This window comes from Amycolatopsis sp. NPDC051061 (genome assembly GCF_040682935.1).
In the GTDB taxonomy this organism is placed as follows: domain Bacteria; phylum Actinomycetota; class Actinomycetes; order Mycobacteriales; family Pseudonocardiaceae; genus Amycolatopsis.
In genome coordinates this window covers 81,623-97,375 of the sequence record NZ_JBFBBZ010000005.1, presented here as the reverse complement: position 1 = coordinate 97,375, position 15,753 = coordinate 81,623, and the positions used below count along the sequence as shown (strand labels likewise).

The following is a 15,753-nucleotide window of genomic DNA, read 5'->3' as shown; positions in this document are numbered from 1 at the left end:
AGGCCTTCACGGACTACGGGGTCAGGCGACGGGCTCCGCCACCGGTTCCGGCTTCGGGCTCAGCACTCCCGCGAACACCGCCGCCAGCACGCACAGCACCACCGGGAACGCGAAGGTGACGTTCAGCGGCATCCACCGCGTCAACCCGCCGATCAACGCCGGCCCGGCCAGCAGACCCACGTACCCCAGCCCGACCACCCGGGCCATCAGCGCGCCCGACGCCCGCGTGTCGAGATTTCCCGCCGCGGTGAACAGCTGCGGGACCCCGCCCGACAGCCCCAGCCCGAACAGCGCCCAGCCGACGAGCGACAGCGGCACCCACGGGGCCGCCGCGGCGATCGACAGGCCGACCGCCGCCAACGCCGCTCCGTACCGGACGATCGCCGCCGGGCCCGCCCAGGCCGCCACCCGGTCGGTCAGGAACCGGCCCGTCGTCATCGCCACCGCGAACGCGCCGTACGCCAGCGCCGCCGTCGAAGCCGACGTGCCCAGGACCTTCTCCATGTGCAGGGCCGCCCAGTCGTTCGCCACGCCCTCCGACAGCATCAGCGCGAGCGCCAGCAACCCGAGCAGCCACACCACGCGGCCCGGCGTCCTGCGGCGCACGGCCGGCGATGGCTCGGCCGGAGAATCCATCGAGGGCGCGTCCGACGGCTCTATCAAGAACCGCGCCGCAGCCAGGGAAAGCACCACGCACACCACGCCGGTGCCGATGAGCGTGACGCCGGTCGGCACGCCCGCGCCGAGCGTCGCCGCGCCGATGACCGCCGCGAACGCTCCGCCGATCGACCACATCGCGTGGAACGCCGCCATGATCGGGCGCGGGTAGGCGCGCTCCACCACCACCGCGTGCGCGTTCATCCCGACGTCGATCGCGCCGTTGCCGAAGCCGAACAGCATCAGCGAAAGTCCCAGCGTCCACCACGAGTCCGCGAACCCCGGGGCGCACAGGGCCAGCCCGAGCAGCACCCCGGCCGCCGGGACCAGCCGGCGGTGGCCGAGCCGGTCGACGAGCGGCCCGGCGACCTGCATGCCCACGAACGCCGCGCCGCCGAGCACCAGCAGCAGCGCGCCCAGCGTGCTGTGCGAGATGCCGGTCGCGCGCTCGACGTTCGGGATGTGCACCACCCACATGCCCATCCCGAACCCGTTGAGGCCGAAGAACATGAAGGTCGCGAACCGGGCGGCGCGCGGGCGGGGCGGGGCGGTCGTCATCGGTTCTCCCAGGGGACGGCGACGTGCACGAGCACGCCGAGGCCGGCCAGCGCCGCGCGCTGGTCCTCGGGCGCACCCGGGTCGGTGATCACTACGTCCGCGCGGTCGGCGGGACAGACGTGGGCGAGCGCGGCGCGGCCCCACTTGGCGCCGTCGGCGAGCACGATCACCCGGGAGGCGACGTCGAGGGCCGCTCGCTTGACCTCGGCGTCGTCCAGGTCGAACGCGGTGAGCCCGGCGTCCAGGCCGAACGCGCAGGGGCTCAGCACGGCGACGTCGAACCGCAGGGACCGCAGCGAAGCCAGGGTCAGCGGGCCCACCAGGGCCTGCTCCCCCGGCCTCGGCTCACCACCCGGCAGGAGCAGGCGGACGTCCGCGTCGTCGGCCAGCTCCCGGGCCGCGTGCAGGGAAAGCGGCATCACGGTGACCGCGCGTCCGCGCAGCAGCCGCGCGAGTTCCAGCGCGGTCGTGCCGCTGTCCAGGACGATCGTTTCGCCGTCGCGGATCAGTTCGGCCGCGGCGGCCGCGATGGCCCGCTTCGCCTCGACCGCGGTCGTCGCGCGGGCCGCGAACGGCGGCTCGATCCCGGACGGCGACGCCGGTACGGCTCCGCCGTGCACCCGCCGCAGCACGCCGCGCGAGGCCAGGTGGTCGAGGTCGCGGCGCACGGTCATCTCCGACGCGCCGGTCGCCGACGCCAGGTCCGCGACGGCGACCTGGTCGGCGTCGCGCAGCCGCTCCACGATGATCCGTTGCCGCTCCGCGCTCTTCACGCCGCGATGCTCGCAATCTCCGAGTATTCGCACAACCGATTTGTTCGTCCGCTCACGTCGCTTGTGCGAAACACCGCTGCGGCATGATGGTGCCGTGCACGCCGCCGAGACCACCGCGACCCCGTGACCGGGGGCTACCTGAAGGGCCGGATCCGCCGCGAGGACATCATCACGGCGGCGGCCGCGGCGTACGGCGAACTCGGCTACCAGGGCTCGTCGCTGCGGGAAATCGCCAAGCGCGTCGGGATCTCGCACGCCGGGCTCCTGTACTACTTCCCGACCAAGGAAGCCCTGCTCGCCGCCGTGCTCGAACGGCGCGACACCGAGGACTCCGAGCGCGAGCGGCTGACGGTGCCGCCCGGCCTCGAGATCCTGCGCCACTTCGTCGCGCTCGCCGAGCACAACGTCCGCCACCCCGGGATCGTCGACCTCTACTCCCGGCTCGCCGCCGAAGCCGTCGCCCCGGACCACCCCGCGCACGAATACTTCGTGCGCCACTACCGGGCCGCGCGCGAAGGCGTGCACGAGTCGTTCGCGGTCCTGGCCGCCCGCGGCGAACTGCGTGACGGCGTCGACCCCGGGCTGGCGACGCTGACGTTCATCGCGCTGATGGACGGCCTTCAGGTGCAGTGGCTGACGGTCCCCGGCGAGGTGGACCTGGTCGGATCGCTGCGCTTCTACCTGCAGAACCTGCTCACCGTCCCGCTCTAGAGGGTCTTCGCGTACGGGTCCCAGCCGACCGGCAGCGCGGGCGGGACCTCGACGGTGCTCGCGACCTCGACGGTCTGCCCGCGAGTCAGGGACTCGTCGATCGCCAGCATCGCGTCGAGCACGTGGTAGGCCAGCTCGCCGGACGCGCGTTCCGGCACGCCGGCGCGGATCGCCCGCGCCAGCTCGAGCGCGCCGGTACCCCGCGAAGCCGCGTGCCCGTGCGAGGTCAGCTCTTCCGGTTCGGCGTGCCCCAGCAGGTGCAACGCCGTCGAGCCGTCGAACCGGTTGGGGTCCGGCAGCACGGCCGTGCCGAGCGTGCCGGTGAGCTCGACGAACCCCACCCGCTTGAGCGCCGAGTCGAAGCTCAGCACGAGCTGGGCGGAGCCGCCCGCCTCGAACTCGACGAGCGCGGTGACCGTCGTCGGGACCGTCACCGGGAACTCCGTGCCGGCCCGCGGCCCGGACCCGATGACGCGGGTGCCGCGCGCCCGCCCGCCGGCGCCGGTGACGCGCCGGATCGGGCCGAGCAGGTGCACCAGCGTCGTCAGGTAGTACGGGCCCATGTCCAGCAGCGGCCCGCCGCCGGCCTGGAAGAGGAACTCCGGCGCCGGGTGCCAGCTTTCCGGCCCCGGTACCTGGAAGAGGGCGAGCGCCGTCAGGGGCTGCCCGATCCGCCCCGCGTCGAGAGCGTGGCGCGCGGTCTGCAGGCCCGCGCCGAGGACTGTGTCGGGTGCGCTGGCGACGCGCAGGTTCTTCTCCCGTGCGCGATCCAGGAGCTTGCGGCCCGTCTGGCGGTCCAGGGCGAGGGGCTTCTCCGCCCAGACGTGCTTGCCCGCTTCAAGAGCCGCGAGCCCGACGTCGACGTGCGAAGCGGGGATGGTCAGGTTGACGACGAGCTCGATCTCGGCGTCGTCGAGCAGCTCGGTCACCGCGCCCGAGCGCGGCACGCCGTACTCGGCCGCGCGGGCCGCGGCACGCCCGGTGTCGAGGTCGGCGATCCGCAGCACGCGGACGTCCGGGAAGCTCGTCAGGTTTTCGAGGTAGGTGCCGCTGATGACGCCGGCGCCGACGATGCCGACGCCGACCGGGCCCCCGGTCACCGGCCGGCGCCGGTCAGGAAGGCGTGGCTGGCGGCGATGGCTTCGAAGAGGTCGCCGTCGTAGGCGTCGAACTCGACCACGCGCAGCGCGTCCGGCGCCGCGGCGAGCACCTCGGCGACGGGCACCCGGCCCTGCCCGGCGGGCACCTGGCCGCTGGCGTCGGTGGCCAGGCCGCCGTCCTTGACGTGGATCGCGCGGACGCGGTCGCCGAGCCGGCGCAGCAGGGCGGGCGCGTCCTCGCCGCCCGCGGTGGCCCAGTAGGTGTCGACCTCGAGCCCGACGGCCGGGTCGAGCTGGTCCGCGAACACCTCGAACGCGCTGCGGCCGTCGATCCGGGCCTGGAGCTCCCACCAGTGGTTGTGGTAGCCGACCGAGACGCCGTGCTCGGCCGCGACCTTGGCGGCGGCGTTCAGCGCGTCCGCCGTGGCGGCGATGCCGGCCGGGTCCTGCCACTGCTCCGGCTTGACGAGCGGGTCGATGACCAGGCCGATGCCCAGCTCGGCCGCCGCGGCGAAGACGGCCGCCTGATCGGCGCCGATCAGCCGGGCGTGCGCGGTCGGGGCGGTCAGGCCGTTCGCCGGCAGCCCGGCGCGCAGCGCTTCGACGTTCTCGACGACGCCGTAGGGCTCCACCTGCGTGAAGCCGAGGGCGGCGAGCCGCCGCAGGGTCTCGGCGGGATCGGCCGCGAAGGCGTCGCGGACCGAATACAGCTGCACGGAAAGCTCGCTCATCACCGGCTCCTGGAGGTCACGGGGTTCCTTGAATTTCTACCACCTGGTCAAAATTGGCACCAGGGATTTGGCGGCCGGTCCACCGGACGGCCGCACCGGCGTGCCGAGGGTCACTGCCGCGGTTGTTTTGGCGGGAGCCGGTTGGGGCAGTAACGCTTTGACGAGGTCAGGGCCGATCCGATCGTGGAGGTGCCGCCAGTGGACAGGGCAGGGGACGAAGTGGCCACGGGGGTCGTCGGGCACCCGGCGTCCCGTCGCGACCTGACGGAACTGTCCGAGGCCGCCCGCGACCTCGACCGCCGGATCGAGCAGCACCTCGCCCGGCTGCGCCGCGAACGCGCCGACGACATCCCCGACCAGCGGCTACGCCCGAGCGGCTGACCTCGGGTTCACCGCGCGGACGCGACCTACTACGCTGGGTGGTGCAACGCCACCCGCCGAAGTCCTGCGAGGTCGCCATGTCCGACACCCCGTCCCCGAGCCAGACGCCCGTGGGAGTCCACCCCGAGCGCCCGAGCATCGCGCGGATCTACGACGGGTTCCTCGGCGGCAACAACTTCTACGAAGTCGACCGCGTGGTCATGGAGAAGATCCGCACCGCGGTCCCGGAAGCGGTCGACATCGCCCGCGGCAACCGCGGTTTCCACAACCGCGCGCTGCGGATGCTGGCGAACCAGACCCGCATCCGGCAGTACCTGGACTGCGGGTCCGGGCTGCCGACGGCGGAAAACACGCACCAGATCGTCCAGCGCATCGACAAGGACCACACGGTCGTCTACGTCGACAACGACCCGGTGGTCCTCGCGCACGGCCGGGCGCTGCTCGTGGAGAACGACTTCACGCACATGGTCGAAGCGGACATCTTCAAGCCGGAAGCGGTGCTCGGCAACGACGAGGTGCGTGGTCACATCGACTTCTCGGAGCCGGTCGCGCTGCTGCACGTCGGCACGATGCACCACTTCGAGGGCGACGGCGCGGTCGAGGTCATGCGCGAGTACATCGACGCGCTGGCCCCGGGCTCGTACGTCGTGCTGTCGCACTTCTTCGACCCCGAGGTGCCGGAGCTGACCGCGATCGCCAAGCGCATCGAGAACATCCTGACCCAGGGCCCGCTCGGCGCCGGCCGGTTCCGCACGCGGGCGGAGATCGAAGCCATGCTGCCGGGACTGGAATTCCTCCAGCCGAACGCGACCTCCGCACCGGGCCTGGCGGTGTGCGACGAGTGGTGGCCGGACGGCCCCCGGCTCACGCCCCTGTCGGGTTCGGCGAGGTGCGTGGCCGGGATCGTCGGCGTCAAGCGCTAGCGCAACCGCCAGGAGTGGTCCGCGGTCCCGGTGTCGCCGAACTGCACCACCTGCGCGCTGTCGGCCGTGGACATGCCGGCCACCCCGAGCACCTTGCCCGAGTTGCGGTTGACGATCCGGAACCAGCCGCTGCCGTCGTCACGCAGCCGCCACAGGTGATCCGCTGAGCCGTTGTCGGTGAGCTGCACGATGTTCACACTGTCCGCTGTGGACATTCCGGCCACGCCCAGCACCTTGCCCGAGTGGACGTTGCGGATCAGGAACCAGCCGTCGGCCGCGGCCTCGAACGTCCACAAGTGGTCGTCGGTGCCGTTGTCGGTGAACTGCACGACCCGCGCATTGTCCGCAGTGGACATCTGATCGACCCCGAGGACCTTGCCGGAGTTGCGGTTCTCGACCCGCAGCCGGCCGTCCGGGACGAGCCGCCACACGTGGTCCGCCGTCCCGCTGTCGGCGAACTGCACCACCTGCGCACTGTCCGCAGTGGACATCTGATCGACGCCGAGGACCTTGCCGGAGTTGCGGTTCTTCAGCCGCCACCAGCCATCACCGTTGTCGACCAGCTGCCAGAGGTGGTCCGCGGTGCCGTTGTCGGTGAACTGCACGACCTTCGCACTGTCTGCGGTGGACATCTGGTCGACCCCGAGGACCTTGCCGGAGTGGTGGTTGCGGATCCGGTACCAGCCGTCGCCGTTGGCGACGAGGTGCCAGACGTGGTCGTCGGTGCCGTTGTCCGCGAACTGGACGACCCGCGCACTGTCCGCAGTGGACATCTGATCGACTCCGAGCACCTTGCCCGAGTTGCGGTTCACGATCCGGAGGCCCGCTCCCCCGCCGCCCGGCGACCACGGGTGACCGTCCGGGTCGGCCGTCGGGAACGACGTCACGCGCAGGCGTGCGGCTCCCATCGGGATCAGCGTGACCGTCTCGACCGCCGCGTCGCTGCGCGCCGGTGACGCCTGCAGCGGCGTGACGACGTTCTGATCGTCCGCGGTCCACTCGGCGATCTTCCGGGCAGGCGCGGTGATCTTGACCGGCGCGGTGTCCGGGGTGAACGGGTTGGCGGGCAGCGCGCCACCGGCCGCGGAGAACGTCAGCGCGGCACCGGGGGCGAGGCCGTAGTTCCACGGCGTCGTCGCGTGCACCGCGTACTCCGGGAACTGCGCGTTCCCGCCGATCTGCTGGTAGCTCTCGCCGACCTTCAGCGAGTAGGTCAGCGGGCCGTGGTCGACGGACACGGAGTCGTGGTTCGCCGACCAGGTCCGCGTCGTCGTGCGCTGCGGCAGGGTGAGCGTGACGACGTCGCCGTTCGCCCAGGTCCGGTCGACCTTGACGAACGACGGCCCGGCCGTCGCCGCGACCACCGCCCCGGCCACGACCAGCCGCGGCGCGACGCACCACGCGGGAATCCGGAAGTACAGCGGGAACGCCAGCCGCTTCGGCGTCCGGACGGTGAAGGTGACCTGCTCGGAGAACGGGTACGTCGTGTCCTCGGTGATGGTCACGGAGGTGCCGTCGCCGACCTTCGCCGTGACGCTGCTGGCGGAGTACATCGCGGCGGCGAGGCCGTTGTCCGGCGTGGCCAGCCACAGTTCTTCGGTGAAGTACGGCCAGCCCATGCCGTAGTTGTGCGGGCAGCAGCGGTACTGGTCGACGCCCGGCAGGTAGGCCTGCATCGCGAAGCCGTTCTGGAACTGGCCTTCGCTCTTGGGCACGTTGTCGAGGTCGACGCTGTTGGCGCTGGTGATGTAGTGGACGGCGCGCCCGGCCGGGTCGAGCGACGCGGGCAGGGAATTGAAGGCGAGGTCCTCGCAGCGGTCGGCCCAGACGGGGTCGCCGGTCAGCCGGGTGAGCAGCTGGTGGCTGGCCATGAACTCGACTATCCCGCAGGTCTCGAAGCCCTGCCGCGGATCGCCGAAGCCGGGGCGCGCGTTCTCGTCGCCGGCGAAACCGCCGCCGGCGAACTGGCCATAGGTGGCCATGACCGTGTCGTAGTCCTGGTAGGTGGCCTGGGTCAGGCTCGCACTACCGGAGCGCAGCGCGTACTGCGCCGGTTCCCGGAAGCCCTGGGCGATGTTGACGTTGTGCAGGCTCGGCAGGTTGCCGACCCAGTTGGCGCCGTAAGCGTGGATCTTGTCGGCGAGGTCGAGCAGGAAGGCGTCGCCGGTGCGGTTGAAGAGCCAGAAGACGCTGTCGAGGCCGTCGCCCCAGCGGACGGAGACCCAGCTGGAGTCGAACGCGCTCTTGCCCTGGGCGTTCATGTAGCGGAGGAAGCGGGTGAGGAACGGGACGACGCGGGCGTCGCCGGTGTACTCCTGCCAGGAGCGCAACGCCTGAAGCAGCGGGAGGTACGGCCAGAAGTCGGGGCCGTTGTTGAGCGCGGTGCGCAGGGCGGACGGGCCGAAGAAGCCGTCGGACTGCTGGGTGGCGAGGATGGCGTCGATCCACTTGGCGGCGGTGTTCCGTGCGGCGGCGTCCCCGGTGACGGCGGCGAGGTCGACGTAGCCGCGCAGCCAGTAGGGCACTTCCTCCCAGCCGGCGCGCTCGGGGTGGACCCAGCCGCTGGTGGCGAAGTCGAGGAAGTGCGAGGTCTCGGGGTAGTGGCCGCAGAGGCCGTCGAGCTGCAGTTTCAGCTGGCCGGCGAGCCACCCCTTGGCGGTGACGGCCCCGGGAGGGAGCTTCAGGAAGGCGGCGGGTTTCAGTGGGGCGGCGTTAGGGGTGTAGAAGCCGCCCTTGGCGGGGACGACCTTCCGGCAGCGGAGGCTTCCGGCGTGCGCCGGATCCGCGCCGACCAGCACGGTGGCGGCGGCGACTCCGGCTCCGGTGACGAACTGCCTGCGGCTCAGCGACACGGGATGGCCTCCGCTCGTCTTTACAACGTTGTAAAAGTACGTTGTACCGGGTGGATACAACGTTGTAAATCCGCCGTTCGTCGGAGAGGTGAGTTGAGGCTGGTCACGGGCATGGCCGGGCGTAGGCACCCGCCGAGATGTCTTGAATGAGTTATTCAGGGCTTCGGAGGTGCTGAATGACTCATTCAAGACGTCCGGGGGCCGGATCACGCGGCCGGGCTACGGCACGTGCGGCGAAACCGGGTCGCCACCCGCCGCCGGGTCGCCCGCGGAACCGCCCGCCGCGACGGGACCGCTTCCCGCCGACCCAGCCCCGGTGCCCGCGCTCGCCCCCGGCGCTTCCTCCGCACCGTCCTCAGTGGACGCCGCCGCCTCGCCGCGTACCCACTTCAGCTTCACCTCGAACTGGCCCTGCAACCCCGTGCGCGCGATCACCGCGCCGGCCTGGGCGTCGAGCTTGACGCCGAACTTCAGCTCCACCTCGTCCGGGCCCAGGTCGCGGAACTGGGCCAAGGCCGCGCCCGCCGCCGCGCGGACCTCGCTCAGCGCGTGCTCGAACGTCGTCGTCGCCTTGCGCAGCACCCCCGATGGCGCCGACGCGCGCTCCAGGCCCGGCTCCACCTCCACCTCGACGACCACCGATCCGCCGTCGGCCAGCGGGAAACGCACGAAATCCGGCAAGTAGTCCTCCCAAGACAGCAATCAACAAGCCAAATCCAGCCGCTGCTCGCGGCCGATGCTGAGGCGCACCTGCTCCAGCTCCTTCAGCAGCGTTTCCAGCCGGTCCGGGTGGGCCAGGTACTCCAGCACCGCCTGGTAGAACGCGCTGCTCATGGCCGACGGCATCAGGTCCGACGCGTCGAAGCACAGCTCGGTGCCCTGCGCCAGGGTCGTCGCGATGCGCCGGGTCACGTCGCTGCCGTAGACGCCCTGGTCGACGAGCCGCTTGTGCACCGAGAACGTCGTTCCGCCCGAGGGCCAGATGCGCTGGCCCGCCTCACCGGCCAGGTACACCATGAGCCGGCGCGCGGCCGGGGTGTCGTGGAACAGCCCGGCCAGGTCGGCCGAGACCTCGGACGGGCCGCCCGCACCCGCGCCCGGGAACGGGAAGAACCGGAAGTCGCGGTCGGGCACGGGTGGTCCGCCCGGCCGCACGACCGCGCCGTACCCGCCGATCGCGAACGAGCCGAGGTGCTCCCACGCGCACCCCGGCGGCTCGGCGAACATCGCCTTGCCGGCGTCGGCGAACGACGTCAGCAACGCCGCCGTGCTGCCGCCGCGGACCGCGTCCGGCGCCAGTACCAGCTCGCCCCAGCTCTGCCACGCGGCCCGCACCGCCGGGTCGGTCCACGGCAGCGTGCCCGCCGCCCAGGCTCTGTAGACCCGCGAGCCGGCGCGGTGCAGCAGGATGTCCTCGATCCAGTCGGTGCCCGGGAACCCGGAGTTCGGCGGGGCGCCCATGCCGAGGCACCACGGCCGTTGCCCGGCCGCCGCGAGCTGCCGCGACGTCGCCAGGAGCTGGTCCCACGTCGCCGGTTCCGGCCCGGTGAACGTCTTCGGCGAGTACCAGACGATGCTCTTCAGGTCGGCCTTGACCGCGACCGCGTACATCGCGCCGAGCCCGAGCTGCTGCAGCTTCAGCCACTGCGCGCTGTACGTCTGCGCCGCCTCCGCCCCGAGGACGGCGTCGAGCGGCTTCAGGTCGCCCGAGCGCGCGTACCCGGCGAGCTCGGCCGGGTTGGACAGCACCGCCACGTCGGGCGGGGTGCCCTGCTGCAGGTCGCCGCGCAGCACCTGGTTCTGCGCGCGGGTGCCCTGGTACCGCGTCGCGATCCCGGTCTCGCGGGTGAAACCGTCGAGCACGCGCTGGAACGCCACCTGCTCGTCGCCGGTCCACGAGCCGAGCACGGTCACGACCTCGGCGCCGGGCTCGGCGGCGCAGCCGGGCACTCCGGCCGCCACGGCGGCGGCCAGCACGAGGGCGGCGAAGCGTTTCCTCATCGGCTTCTCGCTCCCCGGAACCGGTATTCGTCGAGCCGGGGTTGCAGGCCGGCGACGACCAGCACTCCGATTCCCGCGGCCAGCACCGGGATCCCGTAGCCGAGGAAGCCGTTCCAGCCCGGTTCGGTGAGTCCCGGACCCAGCAGCGCCGCCTCGTCGACGTCGGCCTGTGCCGCGGGCGCGACGGCGGGCGGCGAGGCCGTCGCCGTGGCGAACGCGGCCACCGTGTCGCCGCAGGCGGCCGCTCCCCCGGTACCGCACGAGGCGACCAGCACCCGGGCGAGCGTCCGCTGGGCGCCGTCCGCGGTGGCCGCCGTCGCGGCGGAGCGCGCGTCCACCGTGTGTTCGAGCGCGGCACCGCTGTCCCGGGCGTCGGACTGGACGCCGAGCAGCAGCGCCGTTCCCGCGCCCAGCAGCACCAGGGCCGCCGTCGCGGCGAACAGGGCCGAGTTCACCGCCCGCCGGAAGCGCCGGGTGAGGAACCGCTGCGTCCACACCAGCACCACGAGCAGGAGCAGCAGCGGCAGCGCCCACAGGAGCGTGATCGCGGGGTCGAGCCAGTCGGTGCCGAGCTGCTGGTCGAGCGCGGCGCGCTGGGCGGCCGCCAGGGTGTCGAGCCGCGCGAGGATGCCGTTCTCCTTCGCCGTCAGCAAGTCGGACGCGGACTGCAGGTAACTCGCGGCGAGCGGGCCGCCGTCGTCCTGCCGGAAGTGGGCGTCGGCCTGCCCGATGAAGCTGTTGTACGCGGGCAGCAGCCCTTCGATGAGCTGCAGGGTCTGGCTGCCCTGCTCGCCGGCCGCGTTGTGCTCGGCGACCTGGGCGAGTTGCTGGCCGGCCCGCGCGATCTCGTCCTCGTACTGCTCGCTGGGCCCGGTCAGGCGCGCCTGGCCGTGCTCGAAAGCGCCCACCGCGGCGTCGTGGGCGGCCACGAGCGCCTCCTTGGCCAGCGACACCTCGAGCACGGCGGGCGCGGTCCGCTCGCGCACCTCGGCGATGCTGGCCCGTACCCCGAGGAAGGTCGCCAGCGCCGTCACCAGGACCAGCGCGCTGCCGGCCACCAGCCCGAGCCGCAGCCACCACAGGGTCTTGCGCGTGGTGCTCGTCGCGCTCACGAAGGCGCTCCCGCCGGGTCCTCGAACAGTTCGCCGCATCGCCCGCAGCGTTTCGCCGCCGGTCGTGCCTTGTGTCCACAGTGGACGCATTCGCGCGGCGCGCCGCCGACGACGGGCCGGGCCGGCGCGGCGACGGGTTCGGCGGTGTAGGTGGAGATGGTCGACCCGAGCACGAGCGAGAACCCGTCGCGCGGACGGACGCCGTCCTTGATCGCGACGGCGCCGTCTTCGCGGACGTCGATCAGGCGGGTCAGGCGCTTGAGGATCTCCGCGTTGCCGAGGTCCGTCGCCAGCCGGTACGCGACGCCCCATTCGCGCGCCGCCTCCGCCCGGTCTTCGCGCTCGAAGGCGTCCCAGCCCGCGCGGACCGCCCGGCCCAGCTCGGCCTGCCCGGTGATGCGGGCGACGTTCTCGTCCGGCACGCTCGAGAGCGCCAGGTCGTCGGTCAGGTAGCCGACGACCGGGAGCCGCTCGCTCACCACGGTGTCCGCGCCCTCGAGCAGGGCGACCGTGCCCAGCAGCCGGTCTTCGTGCCGGGTCAGCTCCGCCGCGTCGACGTCGAGGCAGAGGTGGTACTCGCGCTGCTCGTCGCCCCACGCGCCGGTGGGCAGCTCGAGCACGCGGCCGTCGGACCGGCACTGCGCGGTGAGGTCCACCTCGGTCGGGAACACCTGCTTGACGAACCGCAGCCGGGTGTAGGGCATCGTGGTCAGCCGCAGCCGCAGGTCGGGCACCGTCCGGCCCATCGCCTGCTCGACCAGCCGCCGGAAGTCCCCGGCCAGCTCGGTGTCCTCCAGCACCGCGTCGGCGCTGCCGCGCAGCGCGGACGCGATGCGCTGCAGGTCCCGCGGCTCCCAGTCGTCGCCGATTCCCCTGGCGTCGCAGGCGAACTCGCCCCGGCAGCGGTCGAGGGCGGCGTCCAGCGCACCCATGCGGTCGGACTCGTTCTTGCCGTCGGTGAGCAGCACGGCGTGCCGGATCGCCGCCGGATTCCGGGCGAACAGCTCCCGGGCGAGGTCCAGCCACTGGCTCATCGCGGTGCCGCCGCCGGCGATGAGGCCGGAGACCGCGGCCCTCGCCTCGTGCCGGGTCCGGTCGCCGGCCACGGCCAGCTCCGGAGTCGCCGGGTAGACCAGCTCGGCGTGCGCGGTGCACTCCACCACCCCGAACAGCACGCCGTCGCGCAGGGAGTCGACGGCGACCCGGCAGGCGTGCCGCGCCGCCTCGATCTTCGTGGGCGGCCAGTCCATCGAGCTGGAGCAGTCCACCAGCAGCAGTTCGGCGGTCCGCGGCGGATCGGCCACCGCCGTCGTCCCGGCGTCGCCCACCCGCACGGTGAGGACGGCGTCCATCCGCTCGTCTGCCGGCGCCAGGTACTTGTTCTGGCTCAGCTGGAGGGTGAACGACGGGGTCTCGGGCATCCGATCACCTTCTCGTCTTCGGCCGGACGGAGTTGGCGAGGTCGACGAGCACGCCGTGTTCGTCGCGATCCCGGGCGCGCTCGGCGAGCCGGCGCAAGGACTGCTCCAGCAGCGTCCGCAACCCGCGGTCGGTGACGCGCTCGCCGAGCAGGGCACCGCCGTTCCAGCCCGGTTCGGCGCCGTCGTCGAGGGCGTCCAGCGCGGCTTCGCGGACAAGCGTCTCCAGCCGGTCCTGGGACTCGCCGTCGAGGTAGAGCTCGGGCAGCCGCCGCGCCGCGTCGGCCAGGTCGGTGCGGCTCGGCGGGACGGATCGCAGGCGGCCCGCCCGGATCCGCACGGCGGCGATGCGGGCGGCGTCGTAGTGGCGGGAGATCGGCGGGACGGCGTCCAGCAGGGCGACCGCGCCGTCGCGGCCCCGATCCCGCAGGTGGCAGCGGGCCAGGCCGAAGGCGGCGCTGACCTGGCCGTGGTCGCGGTGCCACACCGAGCGGTAGCAGCGCTCGGCGTGGCGGGTGTCCCCGCGCAGTTCCGCGCAGAAGCCGAGCGCGAGCTTCGGTGCGAGCTCGCCTGGCCAGGCGCGGTGCACCCGGTCGAACGCGGCCGCGGCCGGCTCGGTGTCGCCGCGGACCAGCGCCAGCAAGCCGTGGTGCCAGGCCGCCCGCCAGTCGCGCGCGGCCTCGGCGCCGAGCAACTCCTCGGCGGCCGACAAGGTCGCGGCCGCGCGGTCGGAGTCCCCCACCGCGACGAGCGCCCGGGTCCGGGCGAACTCGATCTCGACCGAGCGTTCGCCGAAGAACGCGAGCTTGTCCAGCCAGCGGTGCGGTCCGGGCGCGCCCGCGGCGGCGATGAACTCCGCCGCCGGGTCGTCCGGCGCGACCCGCGGGAGCGGCAGCCGGCCGGCCCCGTCGGCGGCGCGTGGCAGCCCGGGGTCCAGCTCTTCGCCGCGGGGCGCGGCGCTGATCCAGCGGTCGAGGCCGGGCACCGCGCCGAGGCCGTCGTCGAGCAGTTCGGCGGTGTCCTCGAACAGCGCCGACGGCACCGGGCGCGGCCGTTCGTCGCGCAGTGAAAGGATTTCCCGGCGGACGCCGTCGAGCTGCTCGGCCATCTCCGACGCGGTGGCGAACCGCCGTTCGAACGGCGCGACCGCGCGCTCGAGGACCCGGCGCAGGGAATCGACCCCACCGGCGACCCGGTCCGGGTCGGTGGCCTCGCCCGCGGCGTCCAGCAGCACCTGCAGTGTCTTGCCCACGGTGTGCAGGTCGGACCGGACGGTCAGGCCGTGCCGGGTGAGCTCGTGCGCCGGCACCTGAAAGCCCTCGGTCCCGACGCTCGGGCTCGCCGAGTCGTCGATCGCGCGCGCCGCGCCGAGGTCGATGACCTTGACGCGCTTGTCGCCGTGGATCACGTTCTCCGGCTTCATGTCGCAGTACAGCAGGCCTTCTCCGTGCAGGTAGTCCAGCGCGCCCAGGATCGCCCGTCCGTAGACGATGACGTGCTCGACGCGCGGCGGCGGCCCGTGAGCGAGCAGGTCGCGCAACGACCGGCCGCCGACGTACTCCATCACCAGGTAGGTGTCCGGCTCGCCGCCGCCGGGCGGGACGTGCTCGACGAAGTCGCTGATCCGCACGATGTTCGGGTGGTCGAGCCGGATGAGCACGTCCCGCTCGACCCGCGCGAGCGCGCGCAGGACCGCGCTCCCGCTGTTGATCACGCCCTTGAGCACGACGTGCTGGCCGCCGAGCGCGGTGTCGGCGGCCAGGTACACCCAGCCGAGGCCGCCGCGGGCGAAGCAGCCGAGAACCTCGTAGCGGTCGCCGACGCGCTCCTCGCGCGAAAGCTTGGGCAGGAAGGAGAACGGCTCGCCGCAGTTCTCGCCCTCGCAGAACCCTTCGGCGAACCCGGGTTCGCCGGCGTACGCGCGGCCCACCGGTTCCCCGCAGCGGCCGCAGAACCGGTGCTGCTCGGGGTAGTCCGGGTCGGCGAGGACGAGCTTCTCGGGATCCGGCACCTCGACCGCGGGCAGCGACTGGAAGTCGGTCTCGCCGCCCCACAGCTCGACACTGCGCCGAGTGCTCTCGGGAGCGGGCGTGCTCAGCGCGACCGACGGCGCTTCGACCGGCATCCGGCGGTGGCCGCACACCTCGCAGAACCCCGTCGGCCCGACGGGCTGTCCGTGACACCACACCGGCCCGGCGGTCATGCGCCCGCCAACCGGCGCCGCACCGCGCGCACGTACCGCTCGACCAGCTCCGCCGCGGCTTCCAGGTCGCCCGGCAGCTCCAGAAGCGCCGCCATCGCCGGGCGGTACACCTCCGCCAGCTCCTCGTCTTCCATCAAACCCGCGTCGGTCGCCTTCGCGTTGTAGCCGCGCAATCGTCCGTGCAACTCGTCGCGGCGGGCGGCGTGCGCGTCGAGGTCCGCGTGCAGCCGGACGAGCTCCCGGCGGGCCGCTTCGGCGTCGCGCTCGGTCACCGTCAGCGCCCGCCGGACGCGGCCGGGGTCGATGCGCTCGCCCGCCGAACGCAGCGCGGAC

At 73.0% G+C, this 15,753-nt stretch carries 13 protein-coding genes and 1 pseudogene; 3 read left to right on the top strand and 11 right to left on the bottom strand.

Annotated elements, in window-relative coordinates; genetic code table 11:
• Positions 1–21: 21 nt before the first annotated feature.
• Together AB0N03_RS08585 and AB0N03_RS08580 are read right to left on the bottom strand one after the other, a co-directional pair.
• Positions 22–1,215: an MFS transporter gene (locus tag AB0N03_RS08585; protein ID WP_364367436.1), complete on the bottom strand. Its 1,194-nt coding sequence runs from the start codon at positions 1,213–1,215 to the stop codon at positions 22–24.
• Positions 1,212–1,988 (bottom strand): DeoR/GlpR family DNA-binding transcription regulator, encoded by a 777-nt coding sequence (locus AB0N03_RS08580; protein ID WP_364367433.1) that lies wholly within the window; start codon positions 1,986–1,988, stop codon positions 1,212–1,214. The genes AB0N03_RS08585 and AB0N03_RS08580 overlap by 4 nt, the downstream gene beginning before the upstream one ends.
• 123 nt (positions 1,989–2,111) lie before the next feature.
• Here AB0N03_RS08580 and AB0N03_RS08575 point away from each other — a divergent pair, with 123 nt between their 5' ends.
• Positions 2,112–2,699: a TetR/AcrR family transcriptional regulator gene (locus tag AB0N03_RS08575; protein ID WP_364367430.1), complete on the top strand. Its 588-nt coding sequence runs from the start codon at positions 2,112–2,114 to the stop codon at positions 2,697–2,699.
• Here the strand turns inward: AB0N03_RS08575 and AB0N03_RS08570 are convergent.
• On the bottom strand, positions 2,696–3,799 hold the full coding sequence (locus AB0N03_RS08570) for a Gfo/Idh/MocA family oxidoreductase (protein ID WP_364367427.1): 1,104 nt from the start codon (positions 3,797–3,799) through the stop codon (positions 2,696–2,698). The genes AB0N03_RS08575 and AB0N03_RS08570 overlap by 4 nt on opposite strands.
• On the bottom strand, positions 3,796–4,530 hold the full coding sequence (locus tag AB0N03_RS08565; RefSeq protein ID WP_364367424.1) for a TIM barrel protein: 735 nt from the start codon (positions 4,528–4,530) through the stop codon (positions 3,796–3,798). The genes AB0N03_RS08570 and AB0N03_RS08565 overlap by 4 nt, the downstream gene beginning before the upstream one ends.
• Positions 4,531–4,728: 198 nt before the next feature.
• On the opposite strand from AB0N03_RS08565, the gene AB0N03_RS08560 reads away from it, so the two are divergent.
• Both AB0N03_RS08560 and AB0N03_RS08555 read left to right on the top strand, forming a co-directional pair.
• Positions 4,729–4,911 (top strand): hypothetical protein, encoded by a 183-nt coding sequence (locus AB0N03_RS08560; RefSeq protein ID WP_364367421.1) that lies wholly within the window; start codon positions 4,729–4,731, stop codon positions 4,909–4,911.
• 77 nt (positions 4,912–4,988) lie between these two features.
• The gene (locus AB0N03_RS08555) at positions 4,989–5,834 is read left to right on the top strand and encodes an SAM-dependent methyltransferase (protein ID WP_364367418.1); all 846 of its coding nucleotides are present in this window, start codon (positions 4,989–4,991) and stop codon (positions 5,832–5,834) included.
• Here AB0N03_RS08555 and AB0N03_RS08550 read toward each other — a convergent pair.
• The 7 genes and pseudogenes from AB0N03_RS08550 to AB0N03_RS08520 form a co-directional block, all read right to left on the bottom strand.
• Positions 5,831–8,686 carry an RICIN domain-containing protein gene (locus tag AB0N03_RS08550; RefSeq protein WP_364367415.1) on the bottom strand — a complete coding sequence of 952 codons (2,856 nt, stop codon included), beginning with the start codon at positions 8,684–8,686 and terminating at the stop codon, positions 5,831–5,833. The genes AB0N03_RS08555 and AB0N03_RS08550 overlap by 4 nt on opposite strands.
• Before the next feature lie 219 nt (positions 8,687–8,905).
• Positions 8,906–9,367 (bottom strand): CU044_2847 family protein, encoded by a 462-nt coding sequence (locus AB0N03_RS08545; protein WP_364367412.1) that lies wholly within the window; start codon positions 9,365–9,367, stop codon positions 8,906–8,908.
• 21 nt (positions 9,368–9,388) lie between these two features.
• Positions 9,389–10,687: an ABC transporter substrate-binding protein gene (locus tag AB0N03_RS08540; RefSeq protein ID WP_364367409.1), complete on the bottom strand. Its 1,299-nt coding sequence runs from the start codon at positions 10,685–10,687 to the stop codon at positions 9,389–9,391.
• A complete protein-coding gene (locus AB0N03_RS08535) occupies positions 10,684–11,799 on the bottom strand; it encodes a hypothetical protein (RefSeq protein WP_364367406.1) in 1,116 nt (371 codons plus the stop codon). Before AB0N03_RS08535 ends, AB0N03_RS08540 begins: the two co-directional genes overlap by 4 nt.
• The gene (locus AB0N03_RS08530; RefSeq protein ID WP_364367403.1) at positions 11,796–13,220 is read right to left on the bottom strand and encodes a vWA domain-containing protein; all 1,425 of its coding nucleotides are present in this window, start codon (positions 13,218–13,220) and stop codon (positions 11,796–11,798) included. The genes AB0N03_RS08535 and AB0N03_RS08530 overlap by 4 nt, the downstream gene beginning before the upstream one ends.
• A gap of 4 nt (positions 13,221–13,224) precedes the next feature.
• A complete protein-coding gene (locus AB0N03_RS08525) occupies positions 13,225–15,420 on the bottom strand; it encodes a tetratricopeptide repeat protein (protein ID WP_364367400.1) in 2,196 nt (731 codons plus the stop codon).
• A pseudogene (locus tag AB0N03_RS08520) lies at positions 15,417–15,753 on the bottom strand (serine protease); the annotation flags it as partial. The pseudogene AB0N03_RS08520 and the gene AB0N03_RS08525, both read right to left, overlap by 4 nt.